The 15,398-nt window shown below is 71.1% G+C and carries 14 protein-coding genes; 9 read left to right on the forward strand and 5 right to left on the reverse strand.

Annotated features, from left to right (window positions below; translation table 11 throughout):
* The first annotated feature begins 93 nt into the window (after nucleotides 1-93).
* Genes pcaDC through pcaB form a run of 4 tightly spaced genes read left to right on the forward strand, consistent with a single transcriptional unit; the run spans nucleotide 94 to nucleotide 3,882 of the window.
* Entirely contained in the window at nucleotides 94-1,245 is a 1,152-nt protein-coding gene (pcaDC, locus tag JMJ55_RS24495) for a bifunctional 3-oxoadipate enol-lactonase/4-carboxymuconolactone decarboxylase PcaDC (RefSeq protein ID WP_202828243.1), read from the forward strand.
* Complete coding sequence (gene pcaH / locus JMJ55_RS24500) at nucleotides 1,242-1,937, forward strand: protocatechuate 3,4-dioxygenase subunit beta (RefSeq protein ID WP_202828244.1); 696 nt, start codon at nucleotides 1,242-1,244, stop codon at nucleotides 1,935-1,937. The genes pcaDC and pcaH overlap by 4 nt, the downstream gene beginning before the upstream one ends.
* Entirely contained in the window at nucleotides 1,934-2,530 is a 597-nt protein-coding gene (pcaG, locus tag JMJ55_RS24505; RefSeq protein ID WP_236034010.1) for a protocatechuate 3,4-dioxygenase subunit alpha, read from the forward strand. Before pcaH ends, pcaG begins: the two co-directional genes overlap by 4 nt.
* 5 nt (nucleotides 2,531-2,535) lie before the next feature.
* A complete protein-coding gene (gene pcaB, locus JMJ55_RS24510; protein ID WP_202828245.1) occupies nucleotides 2,536-3,882 on the forward strand; it encodes a 3-carboxy-cis,cis-muconate cycloisomerase in 1,347 nt (448 codons plus the stop codon).
* Here pcaB and JMJ55_RS24515 read toward each other — a convergent pair.
* Entirely contained in the window at nucleotides 3,851-4,786 is a 936-nt protein-coding gene (locus JMJ55_RS24515) for a LysR family transcriptional regulator (protein WP_202828246.1), read from the reverse strand. The genes pcaB and JMJ55_RS24515 overlap by 32 nt on opposite strands.
* A gap of 95 nt (nucleotides 4,787-4,881) precedes the next feature.
* On the opposite strand from JMJ55_RS24515, the gene JMJ55_RS24520 reads away from it, so the two are divergent.
* Nucleotides 4,882-5,430 (forward strand): pyridoxamine 5'-phosphate oxidase family protein, encoded by a 549-nt coding sequence (locus JMJ55_RS24520; RefSeq protein WP_202828247.1) that lies wholly within the window; start codon nucleotides 4,882-4,884, stop codon nucleotides 5,428-5,430.
* A gap of 107 nt (nucleotides 5,431-5,537) precedes the next feature.
* On the forward strand, nucleotides 5,538-6,140 hold the full coding sequence (locus JMJ55_RS24525; RefSeq protein WP_202828248.1) for a hypothetical protein: 603 nt from the start codon (nucleotides 5,538-5,540) through the stop codon (nucleotides 6,138-6,140).
* A 45-nt stretch (nucleotides 6,141-6,185) separates the two neighbouring features.
* Here the strand turns inward: JMJ55_RS24525 and JMJ55_RS24530 are convergent, their stop codons facing one another.
* Entirely contained in the window at nucleotides 6,186-6,989 is an 804-nt protein-coding gene (locus JMJ55_RS24530) for an SDR family NAD(P)-dependent oxidoreductase (RefSeq protein WP_202828249.1), read from the reverse strand.
* A 93-nt stretch (nucleotides 6,990-7,082) separates the two neighbouring features.
* Here JMJ55_RS24530 and JMJ55_RS24535 point away from each other — a divergent pair, with 93 nt between their 5' ends.
* Entirely contained in the window at nucleotides 7,083-7,286 is a 204-nt protein-coding gene (locus tag JMJ55_RS24535; RefSeq protein ID WP_236034011.1) for a hypothetical protein, read from the forward strand.
* Nucleotides 7,287-7,307: 21 nt separating this feature from the next.
* Here JMJ55_RS24535 and JMJ55_RS24540 read toward each other — a convergent pair whose 3' ends face one another.
* Nucleotides 7,308-7,733, reverse strand: a complete 426-nt coding sequence (locus JMJ55_RS24540) for a response regulator (RefSeq protein ID WP_202828250.1) — start codon at nucleotides 7,731-7,733, stop codon at nucleotides 7,308-7,310.
* Nucleotides 7,734-7,990: 257 nt separating this feature from the next.
* A complete protein-coding gene (locus JMJ55_RS24545) occupies nucleotides 7,991-8,641 on the reverse strand; it encodes a transglycosylase (protein ID WP_268885402.1) in 651 nt (216 codons plus the stop codon).
* A 268-nt stretch (nucleotides 8,642-8,909) separates the two neighbouring features.
* On the opposite strand from JMJ55_RS24545, the gene JMJ55_RS24550 reads away from it, so the two are divergent.
* Both JMJ55_RS24550 and JMJ55_RS24555 read left to right on the forward strand, forming a co-directional pair.
* Complete coding sequence (locus tag JMJ55_RS24550) at nucleotides 8,910-9,893, forward strand: Bug family tripartite tricarboxylate transporter substrate binding protein (RefSeq protein WP_202828251.1); 984 nt, start codon at nucleotides 8,910-8,912, stop codon at nucleotides 9,891-9,893.
* A gap of 55 nt (nucleotides 9,894-9,948) precedes the next feature.
* Nucleotides 9,949-10,782 (forward strand): NADPH-dependent oxidoreductase, encoded by an 834-nt coding sequence (locus JMJ55_RS24555; RefSeq protein ID WP_202828252.1) that lies wholly within the window; start codon nucleotides 9,949-9,951, stop codon nucleotides 10,780-10,782.
* Between the two features lie 41 nt (nucleotides 10,783-10,823).
* Here the strand turns inward: JMJ55_RS24555 and JMJ55_RS24560 are convergent.
* On the reverse strand, nucleotides 10,824-15,398 hold a 4,575-nt coding region (locus tag JMJ55_RS24560; protein ID WP_202828253.1), incomplete at its 5' end, for an autotransporter domain-containing protein.

Consider the following 15,398-nt stretch of genomic DNA (forward strand, 5'->3'; position numbering starts at 1 on the left):
GCCGGCGCATTCAAGAAACGGCGACCGGCCGCCTGGGCTGCTGTTGACCCGCCCCGGCCGCCGCGCGACCCTGCCGCACAGGGGAGGTCCAGCATGTTCATCCAGCTCGACGACATCGCCGTGCATGCGGAGATCGCCGGCCCCGCCACCGGCGTGCCGGTCCTGTTGCTGCACAGCCTCGGCACCAACCTGCATATGTGGGACCCGCAGGCGGAGGCGCTGGCCAGGCGCCATCGCGTCATCCGCATGGATATGCGCGGCCATGGGCTGACCGAGGCGACGCCGGGCCCCTACACCATGGACCGTCTGGCGCGGGACGCGCTGGGCTTGCTGCATGCGCTCGGCATCACGGCAGCGCATGTCGGCGGCGTCTCAATCGGCGGCCATATCGCCCTGCGGATGGCGGCGCTGGCGCCGGACCGGGTGCTCTCGGTCATGGCCTGCGACACCGCGCTCGATTTCGGCGGGGCGGCCAATTGGCAGGGACGGATGGATGCCGTCGCGGCTGGCGGCCTGGCCGCGGTCGCCGATGCGACGCTCGGGCGCTGGGTGCTGGACCGCTCGCTCGCCTCCTCGAAGGGGCTGCGGCGCATGCTGCTCTCGACCGACCCCGCGGGCTGGCTCGGCTGCGCCGCCGCATTGCGGGACATAACGGGGGAGGAGGTGAAGGGGCGGGTGCGGTGCCCGACCACCGTCATCGTCGGCGACCGGGATGAATCGACCCCCGTCGCGGCCGCCCAGGCGATCCATGCGGCGATCCCGGACAGCAAGATGGTGATCATCGCCGAGGCCGCGCATATCCCGAATTTCGAGCGTGAGGACGCCTTCACCCGCGCCGTCCTCGCCCATATGAAGCTGGCGACGGCGCTGCCGGACGCCGCGGCCGAGGCCGGGATGGCGGTGCGCCGGCACATCCTGGGCGAGGCGCATGTGGCGCGGTCCGAGGCGGCGCTGACGCCGATGGACGCGCCCTTCCGCGACTTCATCCTGGAAGGCGTCTGGGGCCGGGTCTGGACCCGGCCGGGCCTGTCCTTCCGCGACCGCAGCCTGCTCTGCCTCGGCATCCTCGCCGCGCTCGGCCATCACGAGGAATTCCGGCTGCATGTGCGGGCCACCGCCAATACCGGCGTGACGCCGGAGGAGATCGCCGAGGTGCTGCTGCAGGTGGCGGCCTATGGCGGCGTGCCGGCGGGCAATACCGCGCTCCGCATCGCCAAGGAGACGCTGAAGGAGATGGAGGCATGAGCTATCGCCTGCCCGCGCCGGAGACCCAGCCGCCCTATGACGCGCCGGACTATGGCAGCACGCATAAGCGCCATCCGAAGCAGCCGCTGATCCGCATCGCCCAGACGCTGAGCGAGACCAGTGCGCCGCGGATGCGCCCCTCCCTCTATGAGACGACGCACAACCTGGCCAAGGGGCCGGGCTGGGAAGCCCAGGGCGAGCGCATCACCGTCGCCGGCCGGGTGCTGGACGAGGATGGCCGGCCGGTGCCGGGCGCCATGGTCGAGGTCTGGCAGGCCAATGCCGCCGGCCGCTACAACCATGAGCGCGACCAGCACGACGCGCCGCTCGACCCGAACTTCAAGGGTGAGGGCCGCATCTTCACCGATGCGGAGGGCTGGTATCGCTACACGACGATCCGCCCCGGCGCCTATCCCTGGCGCAACCACCACAATGCCTGGCGGCCGGTGCATATCCATTACAGCCTGTTCGGCGCCGGCTTCGCGCAGCGGCTGATCACCCAGATGTATTTCCCGGGCGATCCGCTGCTGCCGCTCGACCCCATCTTCAATTGCGTGCCCGATCCGGCGGCGCGGCAACGCCTCGTCGCTGCATTCGACCTCGAGGTCACCGAGCCGGAATATGCGCTCGGCTACCGCTTCGACATCGTGCTGCGCGGGCGGGACGCGACCCCGATGGAGAACCCGGCATGAGCTTGGCGTCCGATGACCGCAGCGCCGAAGGGCGCGGAGGGCTGAATCGGCCGCCCTTGCAGGCGACCGCAAGCCAGACCGCCGGCCCCTACTGGCACCTGATCGACTTCCCGGAATGGGCCGACCTGCTGCGCTCCAACGGGCCGAATGCCGCGATCGCCGGGGAGCGGATCACCCTGCTCGGCACCGTCACCGATGGCGATGGCGCGCCCTGCCCCGATGCCATGGTGGAGATCTGGCAGGCCGATCCGGAGGGCCGCTACGACGGCGACTTCCACGGCTTCGGCCGCTGCGCCACGGACCAGGCGGGACGGTTCCGCTTCCTCACCCTGAAGCCGGGCGCGGTGCGGGCCGAGGGCAATGCCTTCCAGGCGCCGCATGTGGTCGTCTCGCTCTTCGCCCGCGGACTGCTGAAGCAGCTCGTCACCCGGCTCTATTTCGCCGGGGAGCCGCTGAACGAGCAGGACCCGGTGCTCTCCGCCGTCCCGCCCGATCGGCGCGGCACGCTGATCGCCCGGCCGGAGGGGGATGGGGCCTGGCGGCTCGATATGCGCCTGCAAGGCGAGGGCGAGATGGTTTTCCTGGAGATCTGAGCCGCATGAGCGTGAACCCGGCCGACAGCCCTGTCCTCGGCGCCCTCTATGGCACCGAGGCGATGCGCGCCTGCATGGGCGAAATGGCCTTCCTCCAGCGCATGCTGGATGTGGAAGCGGCGCTGGCCCGGGCCCAGGCCCGGCTCGGCATCATCCCGGCCGAGGCGGCGGGCCCGATCACCGCGGCGGCCCGGGCGGAGCGGCTGGACCTGCCGGCGCTGGCGGCGGCGACGCGCAATACCGGCTATCCGGTGGTGGGGCTGGTGCGGCAGCTCAGCGCGCTGGCCGGGCCGGAAGCGGGGCGCTGGACCCATTGGGGCGCCACCACCCAGGACATCATGGACACCGCCGTGGTGCTGCAGATCCGCGAGGGGCTGGCCCTGGTGCGGGCGGAGCTGCTGGCGGTGAATGCCGGCCTTGCTGGCCTCGCGCGGCGCCACCGCGGCACGGTGATGGCCGGGCGGACCCATCTGCAGCACGCCCTGCCCGTCACCTTCGGCTACAAGGCGGCGGTCTGGCTCTCCCCCCTCATCACCATGGTGGAGCGGCTGGACCAGCTCCGCCCGCGGGTCGAGCGGCTGCAATTCGGCGGCGCGGCCGGGACGCTGGCCTCGCTCGGCAACCAGGGCCTGGCGGTGCAGGAGGCGCTGGCCGGGGAGCTCGGCCTCGCATTGCCGGATATCCCCTGGCATGTGGCGCGGGACGGCATCGCAGAGGCGGTGTCCTTCCTCGGCCTGGTCTGCGGCGCGCTGTCGAAGATCGCCACCGACGTGATCCTGATGATGCAGACCGAGGTGGCGGAGGTGGCGGAGCCGCATCAGGAAGGGCGCGGCGGATCCTCGACCATGCCGCAGAAGCGCAACCCGATCTCCTGCGAATACATCGTGGCGCAGAGCCGCGGCGTCCATGCGTTGGTGCCGCAGGTGCTGGCGGCGATGGCGCAGGACCAGGAGCGCGGCACCGGGCCCTGGCAGACAGAGCCGCTGGCCGTGGGCCAGGCCTTCCTGCTGACGCATGGCGCGCTGGCCCAGGCCCGGGTGCTGGCCGAGGGGCTGGTGGTCGATGCCGCACGGATGCGCCGCAACCTCGACAGCACCGGCGGGCTGATCGTCGCCGAGGCGGTGATGATGGGGCTGGCGCCGATGCTCGGCCGGGGCGAGGCGCATCATGTCGTCAACCATGCCTGCGACCTGGCCCTGGCCCGCGGCATCCCGCTGGCCGAGGCGCTGCTGGCCGACCCCAAGGTGGCGGAGCGGCTGGCGCCGGAGGCGGTGGCGCAGCTGACCGACCCAGCCGCCTATCTCGGCAGTGCCGAGGCCTTCACCGACCGGGTGCTGGCGCGGCTGGGCTGAGCCGCAGCACCGGCAGCGCCGCCAGCCGCGGCGCGGCGAAATCGAGGAAGGCGCGGATGCGAGACGGCATCAGCCGCGCCGAGGGCAGCACCAGGGAGACCGGGATCGGCGCGCCCTCCCAATCCTCTAGCAGCCGCACCAGCCGGCCATCCGCCAGCGCCTCGGCAAGCTGGTAGGACAGCGCGCGCACCGGCCCATGCCCGGCGATCGCCGCCTCCACCGCCGCCTCGGCCTCGTTCACCGCGAGGCGCGGGGCCGGACGCACCGTGACCGTGCCGCCGCCGCCGGGGGCCTGGAAGCTCCATTCCATCGCGCCCGGCGCGGTGCCGAAGATCACCGCCGGCTGGCCGGCCAGCGCCTCCGGCGCCGCGGGTCGGCCGTGATCGGCGATCCAGCCGGGGCTGGCGGCGACCATGCGGCGAAGCTGGCCGATGCGGCGGGCGACGAGGCTACCCTCGCTCAACGGGCCGATGCGCAGCGCGACATCGATCCCCTCCTCCAGCAAATCGGCATTGCGGTCGGAGAGCAGGAGCTCCGCCGTGACGGCCGGATGCCCAACAAGGAAATCCGCCAGCACCGGCGCCACATGGCGGCGGCCGAAGACCAGCGGGGCACCGATGCGGAGACGGCCGCGCGGCGGCCCGGCCTCGCCCGCGGCGGTGGCCATGGCCTCGGCATAGTCCGAGAGGAGGCGACGGCCCTGCTCGGCCAGTTGCCGCCCGGCCTCGGTCGGCGCCAGGCGGCGGGTGCTGCGCTCCAGCAGCCGCGTGCCGAGCCGCGCCTCCAGCGCCGCCACGGCCCGCGTCACCGCCGGCGGGGAATGGCCGAGCCTGCGGCCGGCGGCGGCGAGGCTGCCGGCCTCGACCACCGCGGCGAAGAGGCGAAGCTCCTCCAGCCGGTCCATTCTTCCACCTGTCGGAAGGGCAAGTTGCGATTAGTGGCTATTCTTGCCGGCGCTGGCAAGCCCCATCCTCCACGGCACAGACAGAGGAGAGTGTCATGGGCCGCCATTTCGCCGAGATCGCCTTCACCCCCGCCGTGCAGGCCGAGCAGGAGGCGCTCGGCTCCCGCCCGCATTACGCCCGGATGGCCGAGGCCGGTCGCGAGGACAGCCGCCTCTCGACCCAGGAGGCAGGCTTCATCGGGGCCCGGGACAGTTTCTACATGGCCACCGTCTCCGAGACGGGCTGGCCCTATATCCAGCATCGCGGCGGCGCGCCGGGCTTCGTGCGGGTGCTGGATGCCGGCCAGATCGCCTTCGCCGATCTCGGCGGCAACCGCCAGCATGTCTCGGTCGGCAACCTCGCGGGCAATGACCGGGTGGCGCTGTTCTTCATGGATTATGCGAATCGGCGCCGGCTGAAGCTGCTCGGCCATGCCCGGGTGGTGCGAGACGACCCGGCCCTGCTGGCGCGGCTGACTCCGGACGGCGCGGAACGAATCGCCGAGAGCGCGGTAATTGTGGAGGTTGCCGGCTTCGAGTGGAACTGCCCGCAGCACATCACGCCGCGTCTCACCGCAGATGAATGGGCGATGGTGGCGGGTTAAGGCGGGATCAACCCTCCTTGAAGCAGCTTGGATGCCCATACCGTGAAGCATGCCGCGGCGTATGACACATCATGATTAGGGGCTTAGTTGTGGAGGAAGGGCCAAACATGCCGAATGGCAGGGTACGCGAAGGCCTGCGCTATGGGCGGTTGACGGTGTCGCATGAGGAGACACCCTATTATTGGCGCGGCCGCTTTGCCCGCCGCCGCTGGGCCTGCGATTGCGAATGCGGCCATACCGCCGTGGTGCGGGAAGACCGGCTGAAGGCCGGGACCACGCTGAGCTGCGGCTGCCTGCGCGACGAATCCTCGCGCGACCGGCAATACCGGCATGGCGGCAAGGCGGGCGGCAAGGCGACGCCAGAATACCATGTCTGGCAGGCGCTGCTGCACCGGCAGCAGGAGGCCTCGGTCTGCCGCCGCTGGCAGGCCAGTGGCGGGCGCGGCTATGCCACCTTCCTTGAGGATATGGGCCCGCGGCCGAGCCCGGAGCACCGGCTGGTCCGGCTCAACGAATCCCGTGGCTATTCGCCGGCCAATTGCGCCTGGGAACATGCGCCGCCGCGCCGCGGCACGCCGCGCCACTTCATCCCCTATCGCGGCCGGATGGTGAGCCTGGCCACGGCCGCCGCGGCGACCGGGATCGATTACCGCCGCCTCTGCAAGCGGCTGGAGCGTGGCTGGTCGGCGGCCGAGGCGCTGCGGCCGTAACCTGCCGGCAGGAGAATGCGCCGTCCGGCGCATTCTCCCCCGTGTTCAGACCGGCCCGGCGGCGGTGAAGCCGCCATCGACCGGCAGCTCGGCGCCGGTGATGTACTTCGCCTCCTCCGAGACCAGGAAGAGCACGGCATGGGCGACATCCCAGCCGCTGCCCATCTGCCCGACCGGCACGCTGGCATGGCGCCGGGCGATCAGCGCCTCCGCATCGTTGGCGCCGAGCTGGCGGACCAGGCGATGCTCCACCAGCGGCGTGTGCATCAGCCCGGGGATCACCGTGTTGCAGCGGATGCCCTGTCGCGCATGGGCCATCGCCACCGACTTCGAGAAGGCGATGATGCCCGCCTTGCTGGCCGAATAGGCGACATGCGGCCGCCCGGCCGACATGCGCAGCGCGGCCACCGAGGAAATGTTGACGACCGCGCCGCCGCCCTGCTGCTGCATCACGGGCAGGACGTATTTGCAGCCGAGGAAGGCGGTCTTCAGGTTGAAGTCGATCTGCCGGTCCCAGACCTCCTCCGGCATATCGACCGGACCGCCGGGATGGGAGCCGCCGACATTGTTGACCAGGATGTCGATCCGGCCGAACTGGGCGAGGCAGTCCGCGACGGCGGCCTCCACCTCCTCCGCCACCAGCATGTCGCAGGTGCGGGTCGCGCAGGTGCCGCCCTCGCCGGCGATGAGACCGGCCGTCTCGGCCACGGCCTCCGGCGTGATGTCGAGAGCATAGACCCGGGCGCCGCGACGGGCGAGCAGCACCGCCGTCGCCTTGCCATTGCCCCAGCCGGGGCCGACCGAGCCCGCCCCGGTCACCACCGCCACCTTGCCTGCGAGATCCAGCATTGCCTCTTCCCCCTGGTCGTAACATTGCCGTCGCCCCGGCCGAACCATCGCCGGGCCGGGGCGATGAAGGACGCAGATCAACCAGATGAGGTGATGATGACGGCCTTCCTTCGCATTCTGCTCCTGCCCGCCCTGCTGGTCACCGGTCTGGGCCTTGCCGCCTGTGAGCGGCAAGGTCCGGCGGAACGGGCTGGCCGCAGCCTCGACCGTGCCGGGCAGAATGTCCGTGATGCGGTGGATCCGCCGCGTGGGCCGGTGGAGCGGCTCGGCCGCTCGGTGGACCGCGCCGTCAACTGACCGATGGACGGGGCCGGGCAGCTAGATGTGCTGCTCGGCCCGCATCGCTGCCGGCCAGGCGGAGCCGGCAGCCGGATCCTCCTCCAGCAGGTCGTGGATGACCGCGACGGCAAGGCTCGGGGTGAAGGGCTTGGCGATGAACCGGGAACCGGGAACCTGGAGATGCGGCTCCGCCCGGGCATAGCGGCCCGAGGCATAGATCACCGGCAGCATCGGCCGGATCACCCGCGCGGCGCGGGCCAGGGCGAAGCCATCCGAGCCGCCCGGCAGGTTGATATCCGTCAGCATCAACTCGATCTCGCCATGATCACACAGCATCGAGAGAGCCGCGGGAGCGTCCTCGGCTTCCAGCACGGAGAAGCCCAGATCGCTCAAGGCGTCGACCAGCGTTAGACGAACCAGAAAGTCATCCTCGACGACGAGCAAAACAGGCTTATGGCTGTGCATGGGTTGTATTCCTTGCCCTACCCATGCCAAGCCCGCACGACTGTATACGTTGCCGCATTCCGCTGTGACGAGCGCGTTACACGACACACGAGATCGCGCCCGACACCCGAAAGTCGCAATCCGAACGGGCAACGAGCCCACGAGCGCGTGACGACAATTCGTTGCCAACCATCACAGCTCGCCAAGTAGCCAAGCCTGCGAATAGTGTTCTCAAAACCGCAAGGTGATGGCTGCGAAAGGGAATTATTATCGACCGTTCAGGGCATCGAGTCCTGCATCTCCGCCACTTCGAGCAGGTTCGCGCCGTTGCGGCGGGCTTGCAGGGTTTCGGATTCGCGGCAGGGCTGCCCCCTGAGGAGCGCCGAGCCGGGTGCCGTCACCTCCAGCTTGGCCCGGACCCGGCACACCACCCGGCTGGCGCTCGCGCTGCCCCCGCCATGCCAGCGGCGGATCGCCTCCTCCCAGCTTCCCGTCTCGGTGTACCAGCGGCGGAGGATGCCGCCCGCCCAATCGGTCGCCCGCACCGGATCGAGCGGCCAGTCGGAGTTGCGGGCATGGACCCGCGCATTCACCTGCACGCAGCCCGCCATGACGGTGTGGCGCGCCGGGGCGGCCGCGAGGAGCTGCCGCGCCGCGACCAGGGTTTCCGGATAATGGGCACGGCCGCCGATGCTGAGCGCATGGGCATGCAACCCACTCTCGGACAGGGCAACGGCCACCAGCAGCCCGCTCGGCAGGCCATGCACCGCCTCCGCCCGCCGGGCGGCGGCGAGGCAGGCGGCGCGCGGCGGCATCCCGGCCAGCAGGCCGGGCCGGGCCGGAGGCACGAGTTCCTGCGGCGCATCCGGCAGGCGCGGCGCGGCCGGGGCGTGGTGGGCAGGCTTGGCTTCGGCGGCAAAGGCGGCCAAGGCCGCGGCGAGTACAAGGGGAACGGCCCGCAACGCCTTCGCGGTGCGGGTGTCGTGCCCCGGAGGGAGGGCGCCCCGCGCATTGCGCGGGAACGCCGCTGAGGGTCGCCTGCAGTCGCCTGCCGGCGTGCCGTTCGCGGACGTCATTCCGTTGCGTTAGCAGCCACGGAAGGATCACGCAACATCCTGTGAAGTATCGCGAGCGCTGGCACGGCCCTCAGCCTGCCCCAATTGGCCAGTAGGAGTGTCCGGGCCGGGAGAGACAGACATGCCCCATGCCTCGCGCCGCATCCTGCTTGCGGGAATGGCCGCTCTTGCGCGGCCGACCAGGGCGGAGGCTGCCTATCCCGAACGGCCGGTGACGCTGGTGGTGCCCTTCTCCGCCGGCGGGGCGGCCGATATCGCCGCCCGGACTCTCGCCGCGCATGTGCCGCGGCGGCTGCCCAACCCCGCCGCCGGCATGGTGGTGGACAACCGCACCGGTGCCTCCGGCGCGGTCGGCACCGGCTTCGTGGCGCGGGCCAAGCCGGATGGGCAGACCCTGCTGCTGGCCCGGGTCGGCTCCTCCGCCATCCTGCCGGCGACCGATGCGCGCACGCCCTATGCCTGGGACGAGTTCACCATGCTCGGCCTACTGGACGAGAACCCCTTCGCGGTCTGTGTCCGTGCCGATGCGCCCTGGAAAAGCCTGGGCGAGCTGGCCGGGGCACTGCGGGAGGGGCCGGGGCGGCTGAATTTCGCCACCACCGGGCCGGCCACCATCCTCGATCTGGGCGTGCGGCACATGTTCGCCAGCCTCGGCCTGCCGATCGATGCCGGCGTCGCCATCCCCTTTCGTGGCGGCGGCGAGGCGGTGGCGGCGGTGCTGGCCGGCCAGGCGCAGTTCATCGGCAACAACCTCAGCGACATGATGGGCGCCATCACCGGCGGCCAGCTCCGCACCCTGGTTGTGGCAACGCCGGAGCGGCTGCAGGCCCTTCCCGCCGTGCCGACGGCCCGGGAGGCGGATGTGGAGCCGATGGCCCGCATCGCCGGTTGGAACGCGCTGTTCGGTCCGCCCGGCCTGCCGGAGCCGGTGGTTCAGGCCTGGACCACCGCACTGGCGGAGCTGCGGCAGGACCGCGACTGGCTGGCGGCGACGCGACGATTCGGCTCCGTCCCGCGGCTGCTGGAGCCGGGGGAGACGCGCGATTATGTTCGGGCCCAGGTCGCGCTCTACCGGGACCTGGCGAAGCGCCTCGGCCTGATCTGACCTTGTTCCGGGGGCGCAGGGCGTTACCCTCCGCGGCATAGCGGAGAGCCACGCCATGGACAGCCTGACCCCCACCACCGCCGGCCGGCAGGAGGCGCTGGCCGCCCGCTACGGCGCGGCCGCCATCCCGCCCGCGGGCCCCTGGAACGAGACCATCGCCGGGATGCTGGCGCATCGCTCGGTGCGCGCCTTCCGCCCCGATGCACTGCCGGAGGGCACGCTGGAGACGCTGGTGGCCGCCGCCTCCTCGGCCGCCACCTCCTCCAACCTGCAGACCTGGTCGGTGGTGGCGGTGCGGGACCCGGCGAAGCGGGCGGCGATGGCCGCCATCGCCGGCGGGCAGAAGCATATCGAGCAATGCCCGCTCTTCCTCGTCTGGCTCGCCGATGTGTCCCGCAATGCGCGGCTCAGCGAGGCGGAGGGGGTGGCCCTGGAGGGGCTGCCCTATCTCGAGGCCTTCCTCGTCGCCTCGGTGGATGCGGCGCTGGCGGCGCAGAATGCGGTGGTGGCGGCGGAGTCGCTCGGCCTGTCCACCGTCTATATCGGCGCGCTGCGGAATGACGTGGTCCGGGTGGCGGAGCTGCTGGACCTGCCGCCGGGTGCGGTCGGCGTCTTCGGCCTCTGCGTCGGCTATGCCGCGGTGCCGGGCGAGGTGAAGCCGCGGCTGCCGCAATCCATGGTGCTGCACCATGAACGCTACGATGCAACGCGGGAGCAGACGCAGCGCGCCGCCTATGACGCGGTGCTCGGCGAATTTTCGGCGCGAAACGGGATGGGACCGGATGGCTGGACCCGCCGGGTGATCGGCCGGCTCGGCGCCATCAAGGCCATGGCGGGGCGCGACAAGCTGGTCGCGGCGCTGCGGGCGATCGGCTTCCCGCTGAAATAGGCTAAAAACGGTGGCGGGGGCCGAAGCCCCCGCCCTTCTCCTTACCAGCTGTAGCGCAGGCCGCCGGTGATGTTCTGCCCGGTATAGTGGTCGCGCAGATCCAGGTCGTAGCGGGCATAGACCGCCAGGTTGCGCGGCAGGCTCAGCGTCACCCCGGCGCCGATCAGCGCCGCGTCGCGGCCGATCTTGGTCGAGAGGACGCGGACCGGCGTGCCCGGGGCGCCGGTGAAGCTGCTCTCGGTCGCCGCCGTCACATCGCCGGCGTCATGCGCATAGTGCAGGCGCAGCGCCGGGATCAGGGCCATGCCGTTGCCGACCGGCAGCACCGTCTCGCCACGGACGCCGATCGAGGCGCGGACGCCCGTCACGCTATCCGCACGGACAGTCTGGTTCAGCGCGCCGGCACCGCTTTCGGTGACGCCGTCGCGCGACTGCTGGTCGATGCGGAGGCCGATGCCCGGCATCACCCGCCAGCCGCCGAAGCCCAGCATCATGCCGCCTTCCACCCCGCCGGCGAAGCCGCTGACGGAGGGCTTGGAGCGGGCCGAGGTGCCGAAGACGCCCTGGCCGCGGCGCACGTCATCCTCGCCGAAGATGCCGCCCACCTGCGCATCGGCATAGAACAGCCCGGCGGTGTAGCTGCCATAGGCGGTCACGTGGAACCGGTCGAGATCGGCGCTGGCGCCGGTCCCGCGCGAGGTCACGCGACCACCCGTATAGCCGGCGGCGACACCGAGCAGGATCTCCGGCGTCAGGCGGATATCGCCACCCACCGCGGCACCGCCGGCACCCGCGCTGATGCCATGGGTGGCGCCGACCGCTCCGACCCGGAAATGCTGGCCGAGGCCGGTGATCCAGGCCGTCATCCGCTCATTCACGGCGGCGACGGTGGCGCTGGCACCGGGGCTGGCGCCGCGGCGGGCCGCCTGCTGTTCGCTGACCATGCCGCCGAAGAGCCGGCTGCGCTCCACCCCCGCCAGCAGCGCGTCGCCATAGATGGGCGCCGAGATGCGGGTGAAGATGTCGGGCAGCGCCCCCGGCGTCTGGGCATAGAGGGTGCCGAACATGATGGAGTTGTCCACCGTGTTCCGCACGCCCGGCGCCGTGCGCAGCGCCTGCACCGCCCCCGCCGCCTGCACCTGGTTCGGCGTCAGCGCGACACCGAGGGGTGCGAGGTTGGTGTAGCTGACCGGCGTCGCATAGAGCGTGATGGCGTTCGGCGAGTAGACCGTATCGAACATCGAGCCGGCGCGCAGGCCGCTGGCCGGCTGGGTCAGCCCGGTGAAGGAGCCAGCGACGCCGCCGGCGGCCTGCACGATGGTGAAGCCCTGGCCGACCGCCGGCGTGTAGCTGTTGGTCGCCGAACCGTTGATGCCACGCAGTATCGGCACCAGCGTGCCGCCCGCCGTGTAGGTCGCGTTGTTGGTCACGACCACGCGGCTGTAGTTGCCCGCGCCATTGCCCGTGCCGGTGCCGTCGATCTCGAGCGCGAGGGTGGAGCCCGCGTTCTGGGTGACGGGGGCACCGAAGGTTAGGAAGCCCGGCGAGTTGCCCGGCATCAGCGTGCCGCTGATATTGGTCGGCGCGTTGATGGTGCCGGTGCCGCGCAGGGTGGCGCCGGCGAAGACATTCACCCCGGCCGCATTCAGGGTGCCGTTCTCATACAGCGTGCCGGCGCGGACATTCACCACCCCGCCCAGCGTGCCGCCGGCCGCCATGGTGACGCTGCCGCCGGTGATGTTCAGGCTGCCGGGACCGGAGACCGTGCTGCTCAGTACCACGGCACCGGTGCTGCCGTTGATGGTGCCACCGGTCCCTTCCACCGTGACCGGCGCGGTGATGGTCGTCGGCGCCGTCGGCTGCAGCGTGCCGCCGGCAAAGACCACGGGGATCTGCGCCAGGGGCTGGTCGGACTGCACGAAGACCGGCTGGGTGGTGTCGACCTTGAGCGACTGCAGCCGGAGCTGCACGTCGTTCGGGTTGTAGATGACCGTGAGGTACATCCCCGGCACCACATTCTGGCCGGTGACGGTGCCGAAGGCCCCGCTGACGCCGTTCGCCGCGGTGAGGATGGTGTAGTGGGTGTTCGGCGCATAGGTGCCGGTCGCGGCGGTGATCGTGAGACCGCCGGTGATGACCGCGCTGCCGCCGACGGCCAGCTTGGTGCTGGTCGCCCCCGACAAGGTCACCGTCAGGTTGCCGGTCGCGGTCTGGGTGTAGTTGCCGCCGACGCTCAGCGTGCCCGCCCCGGCATTGCCGGCCGAGACGGTGCCGGCATTGGCCAGGTTACCGGCGATGCTGCCGGAGCCGCTCAGCGTGGCGCCACTGGCGACCGAAGCATTGCCGGCCACGCTGCCGGTCAGGGTCAGCGAGCCGCCGCTCACCACCGTCGGGCCGGTATAGGTATTCGCCGCGCTGACGGTGAAGCTGCCGCCGGTCAGGGTGATGCCGCCGGTGCCGCTGGCGACACCCGCCCAGCTCCCGCCATTCGAGAGCGAGACGGAGGCAGCGCCCAGCGTCATCAGGCTGCCGGCATCGCCCTGGATCTGCTTGACCAAGGCGGTGCCGCTGCCGAGCGGCGCCAGGTCGAGCTTGGCGCCATTCGCCACCTGCACGAGGCCCGAAGCGGCGATGGCCTGGGTATCGGCCAGCGAGAGCGTGCCCTGCTGGATGTCGGTGGTGCCGGTATAGGTATTGGCGCCGCCCAGCGTCTGCGTCAGCGGGCCGGCCAGGGTGAGGCCACCGCTGCCGGAGATGACGCCGGAGAAGCTGCCGCTGCCGGCGCCGCCGAGCGTCAACCGGCCACTGCCGAGGGTGACGTTGCCGGACCCGTTCAGCTGCGCGGCCGTCTGGTTCTGGCCATTCTGGTCGAAGGTCGCGCCGGCATCGACGAAGAGGCTGCCGCTGCTGGCCAGGCTGCCGCCCGCGAGCCGCAGCGTGCCCCCATAGATGAAGGTGCCGCCGGTATAGGTATTGACGCCGGCGAGGCTCAGCGTGCCGGTGCCGACCTTGTTGAAGGCCCCGGTGCCGCTGATGACGCCGCCGAAGCCGGTGCTGGAATCATCGGTGCCGGCGAAGAGTGCGCCGCTGCCGAGGGTGATGCTGCCCGTGCCGGTCAGCGCCCCCACGGCCTGGTTGAAGCCAGCCAGGTCGAAGGTGGCGCCGGTGCCGACATTCACCGCGCCTGTGGCCAGCAGGACGTTGTTTGCCCCGAGGGTCAGCGTGCCGCCGGTGATGTTGGTGCCGCCGGAATAGCTGTTGCTGCCCGACAGGGTCAGGTTGCCGCCGGTGACGTTCAGCCCGCCGGTGCCGCCGATGGAGCCGCCATAGCTGCCGCCGCCGGAGACGGCGAGCGAGTTGGCCCCGAGCGCCACCTGCCCGCTGCCATTCAGCGTCTGGATCGTGCGGTTGCCATTGGCCGCCGCAATGTCGAACAGCGTCCCCGCAGCCTGGAGCAGGCCCGAGGAGGCGGAGATATCGCCCGCGCCGGAGAGCGCCAGCGTGCCGCCGCTGATGGTCGTGAGGCCGGTATAGGTATTGGCCCCACCCAGCGTCATCGTGTTGCCCGAGGCGGTGAAGCCGCCCGTGCCGCCGATCACGCCATTATAGGTCCCGCCGCCGGACACGGTCAGCGTGTTCGCGCCGAGCGCCACCTGCCCGCTGCCGTTCAGCGCCTGGACCGTGCGGTCGCCACTGGCGGCCGCAATATCGAACACCGTCCCCGCCGATTGCTGCACGCCGGAGGAGGCGCTGATGTCGCCCACCCCGTTCAGCGCCAGGGTGCCGCCGGTGATGGTGGTGGCGCCGGTATAGGTATTGGCCCCGCCCAGCGTCATCGTGCCGCCCGAGGCGGTGAAGCCGCCCGTGCCACCGATCACGCCGTTATAGGTCCCGCCGCCCGACACGGTCAGCGTGTTGCTGCCCAGGGTCACGGTGCTGCCGGCCACGCCGTTCAGCGTCTTCACCGTGCGGCTGCCGTCCGCCGCCGCGATGGTGAAGGTGGCAAAGCCCGAGGTCAGGTTGACGCCGGAGGAGGCAGAGATGTCGCCCGCGCCGTTCAACGCGAGAGTGCCCGCATTGACGGTGGTCGCACCCGTATAGGTGTTCACGCCGCCGAGGGTCATCGTGCCGTTGTTGACGGTGAAGCCGCCCGTGCCGCCGATCACGCCATCATAGGTGCCGCTGCCGGTCACCGAGAGCGTGTTGCCACCGAGGTTCACGGTGCTGCCGGCCACGCCGTTCAACGTCTTTACCGTGCGGTTGCCGCTCGCCGCGGCGATGGTGAAGGTGCTGGTGGAGGAGGTCAGGGTGACGCCGGAGGAGGCGCTGATATCGCCCGCCCCGTTCAGCGACAGCGTGCCGGAGTTGATGGTGGTGGCGCCGGTATAGGTGTTCACCCCGCCGAGGGTCATCGTGCCGTTGTTGACGGTGAAGCCGCCCGTGCCGCCGATCACGCCATCATGGGTGCCGCTGCCGGTCACCGAGAGCGTGTTGCCACCGAGGTTCACATTGCTGCCGGCCACGCCGTTCAACGTCTTCACCGTGCGGTTGCCGCTCGCCGCGGCGATGGTGAAGGTGCTGGTGGAGGAGGTCAGGGTGACGCCGGAGGAGGCGCT

Origin of the sequence: Belnapia mucosa (assembly GCF_016775475.1) — a bacterium.
Lineage (GTDB): Bacteria > Pseudomonadota > Alphaproteobacteria > Acetobacterales > Acetobacteraceae > Belnapia > Belnapia mucosa.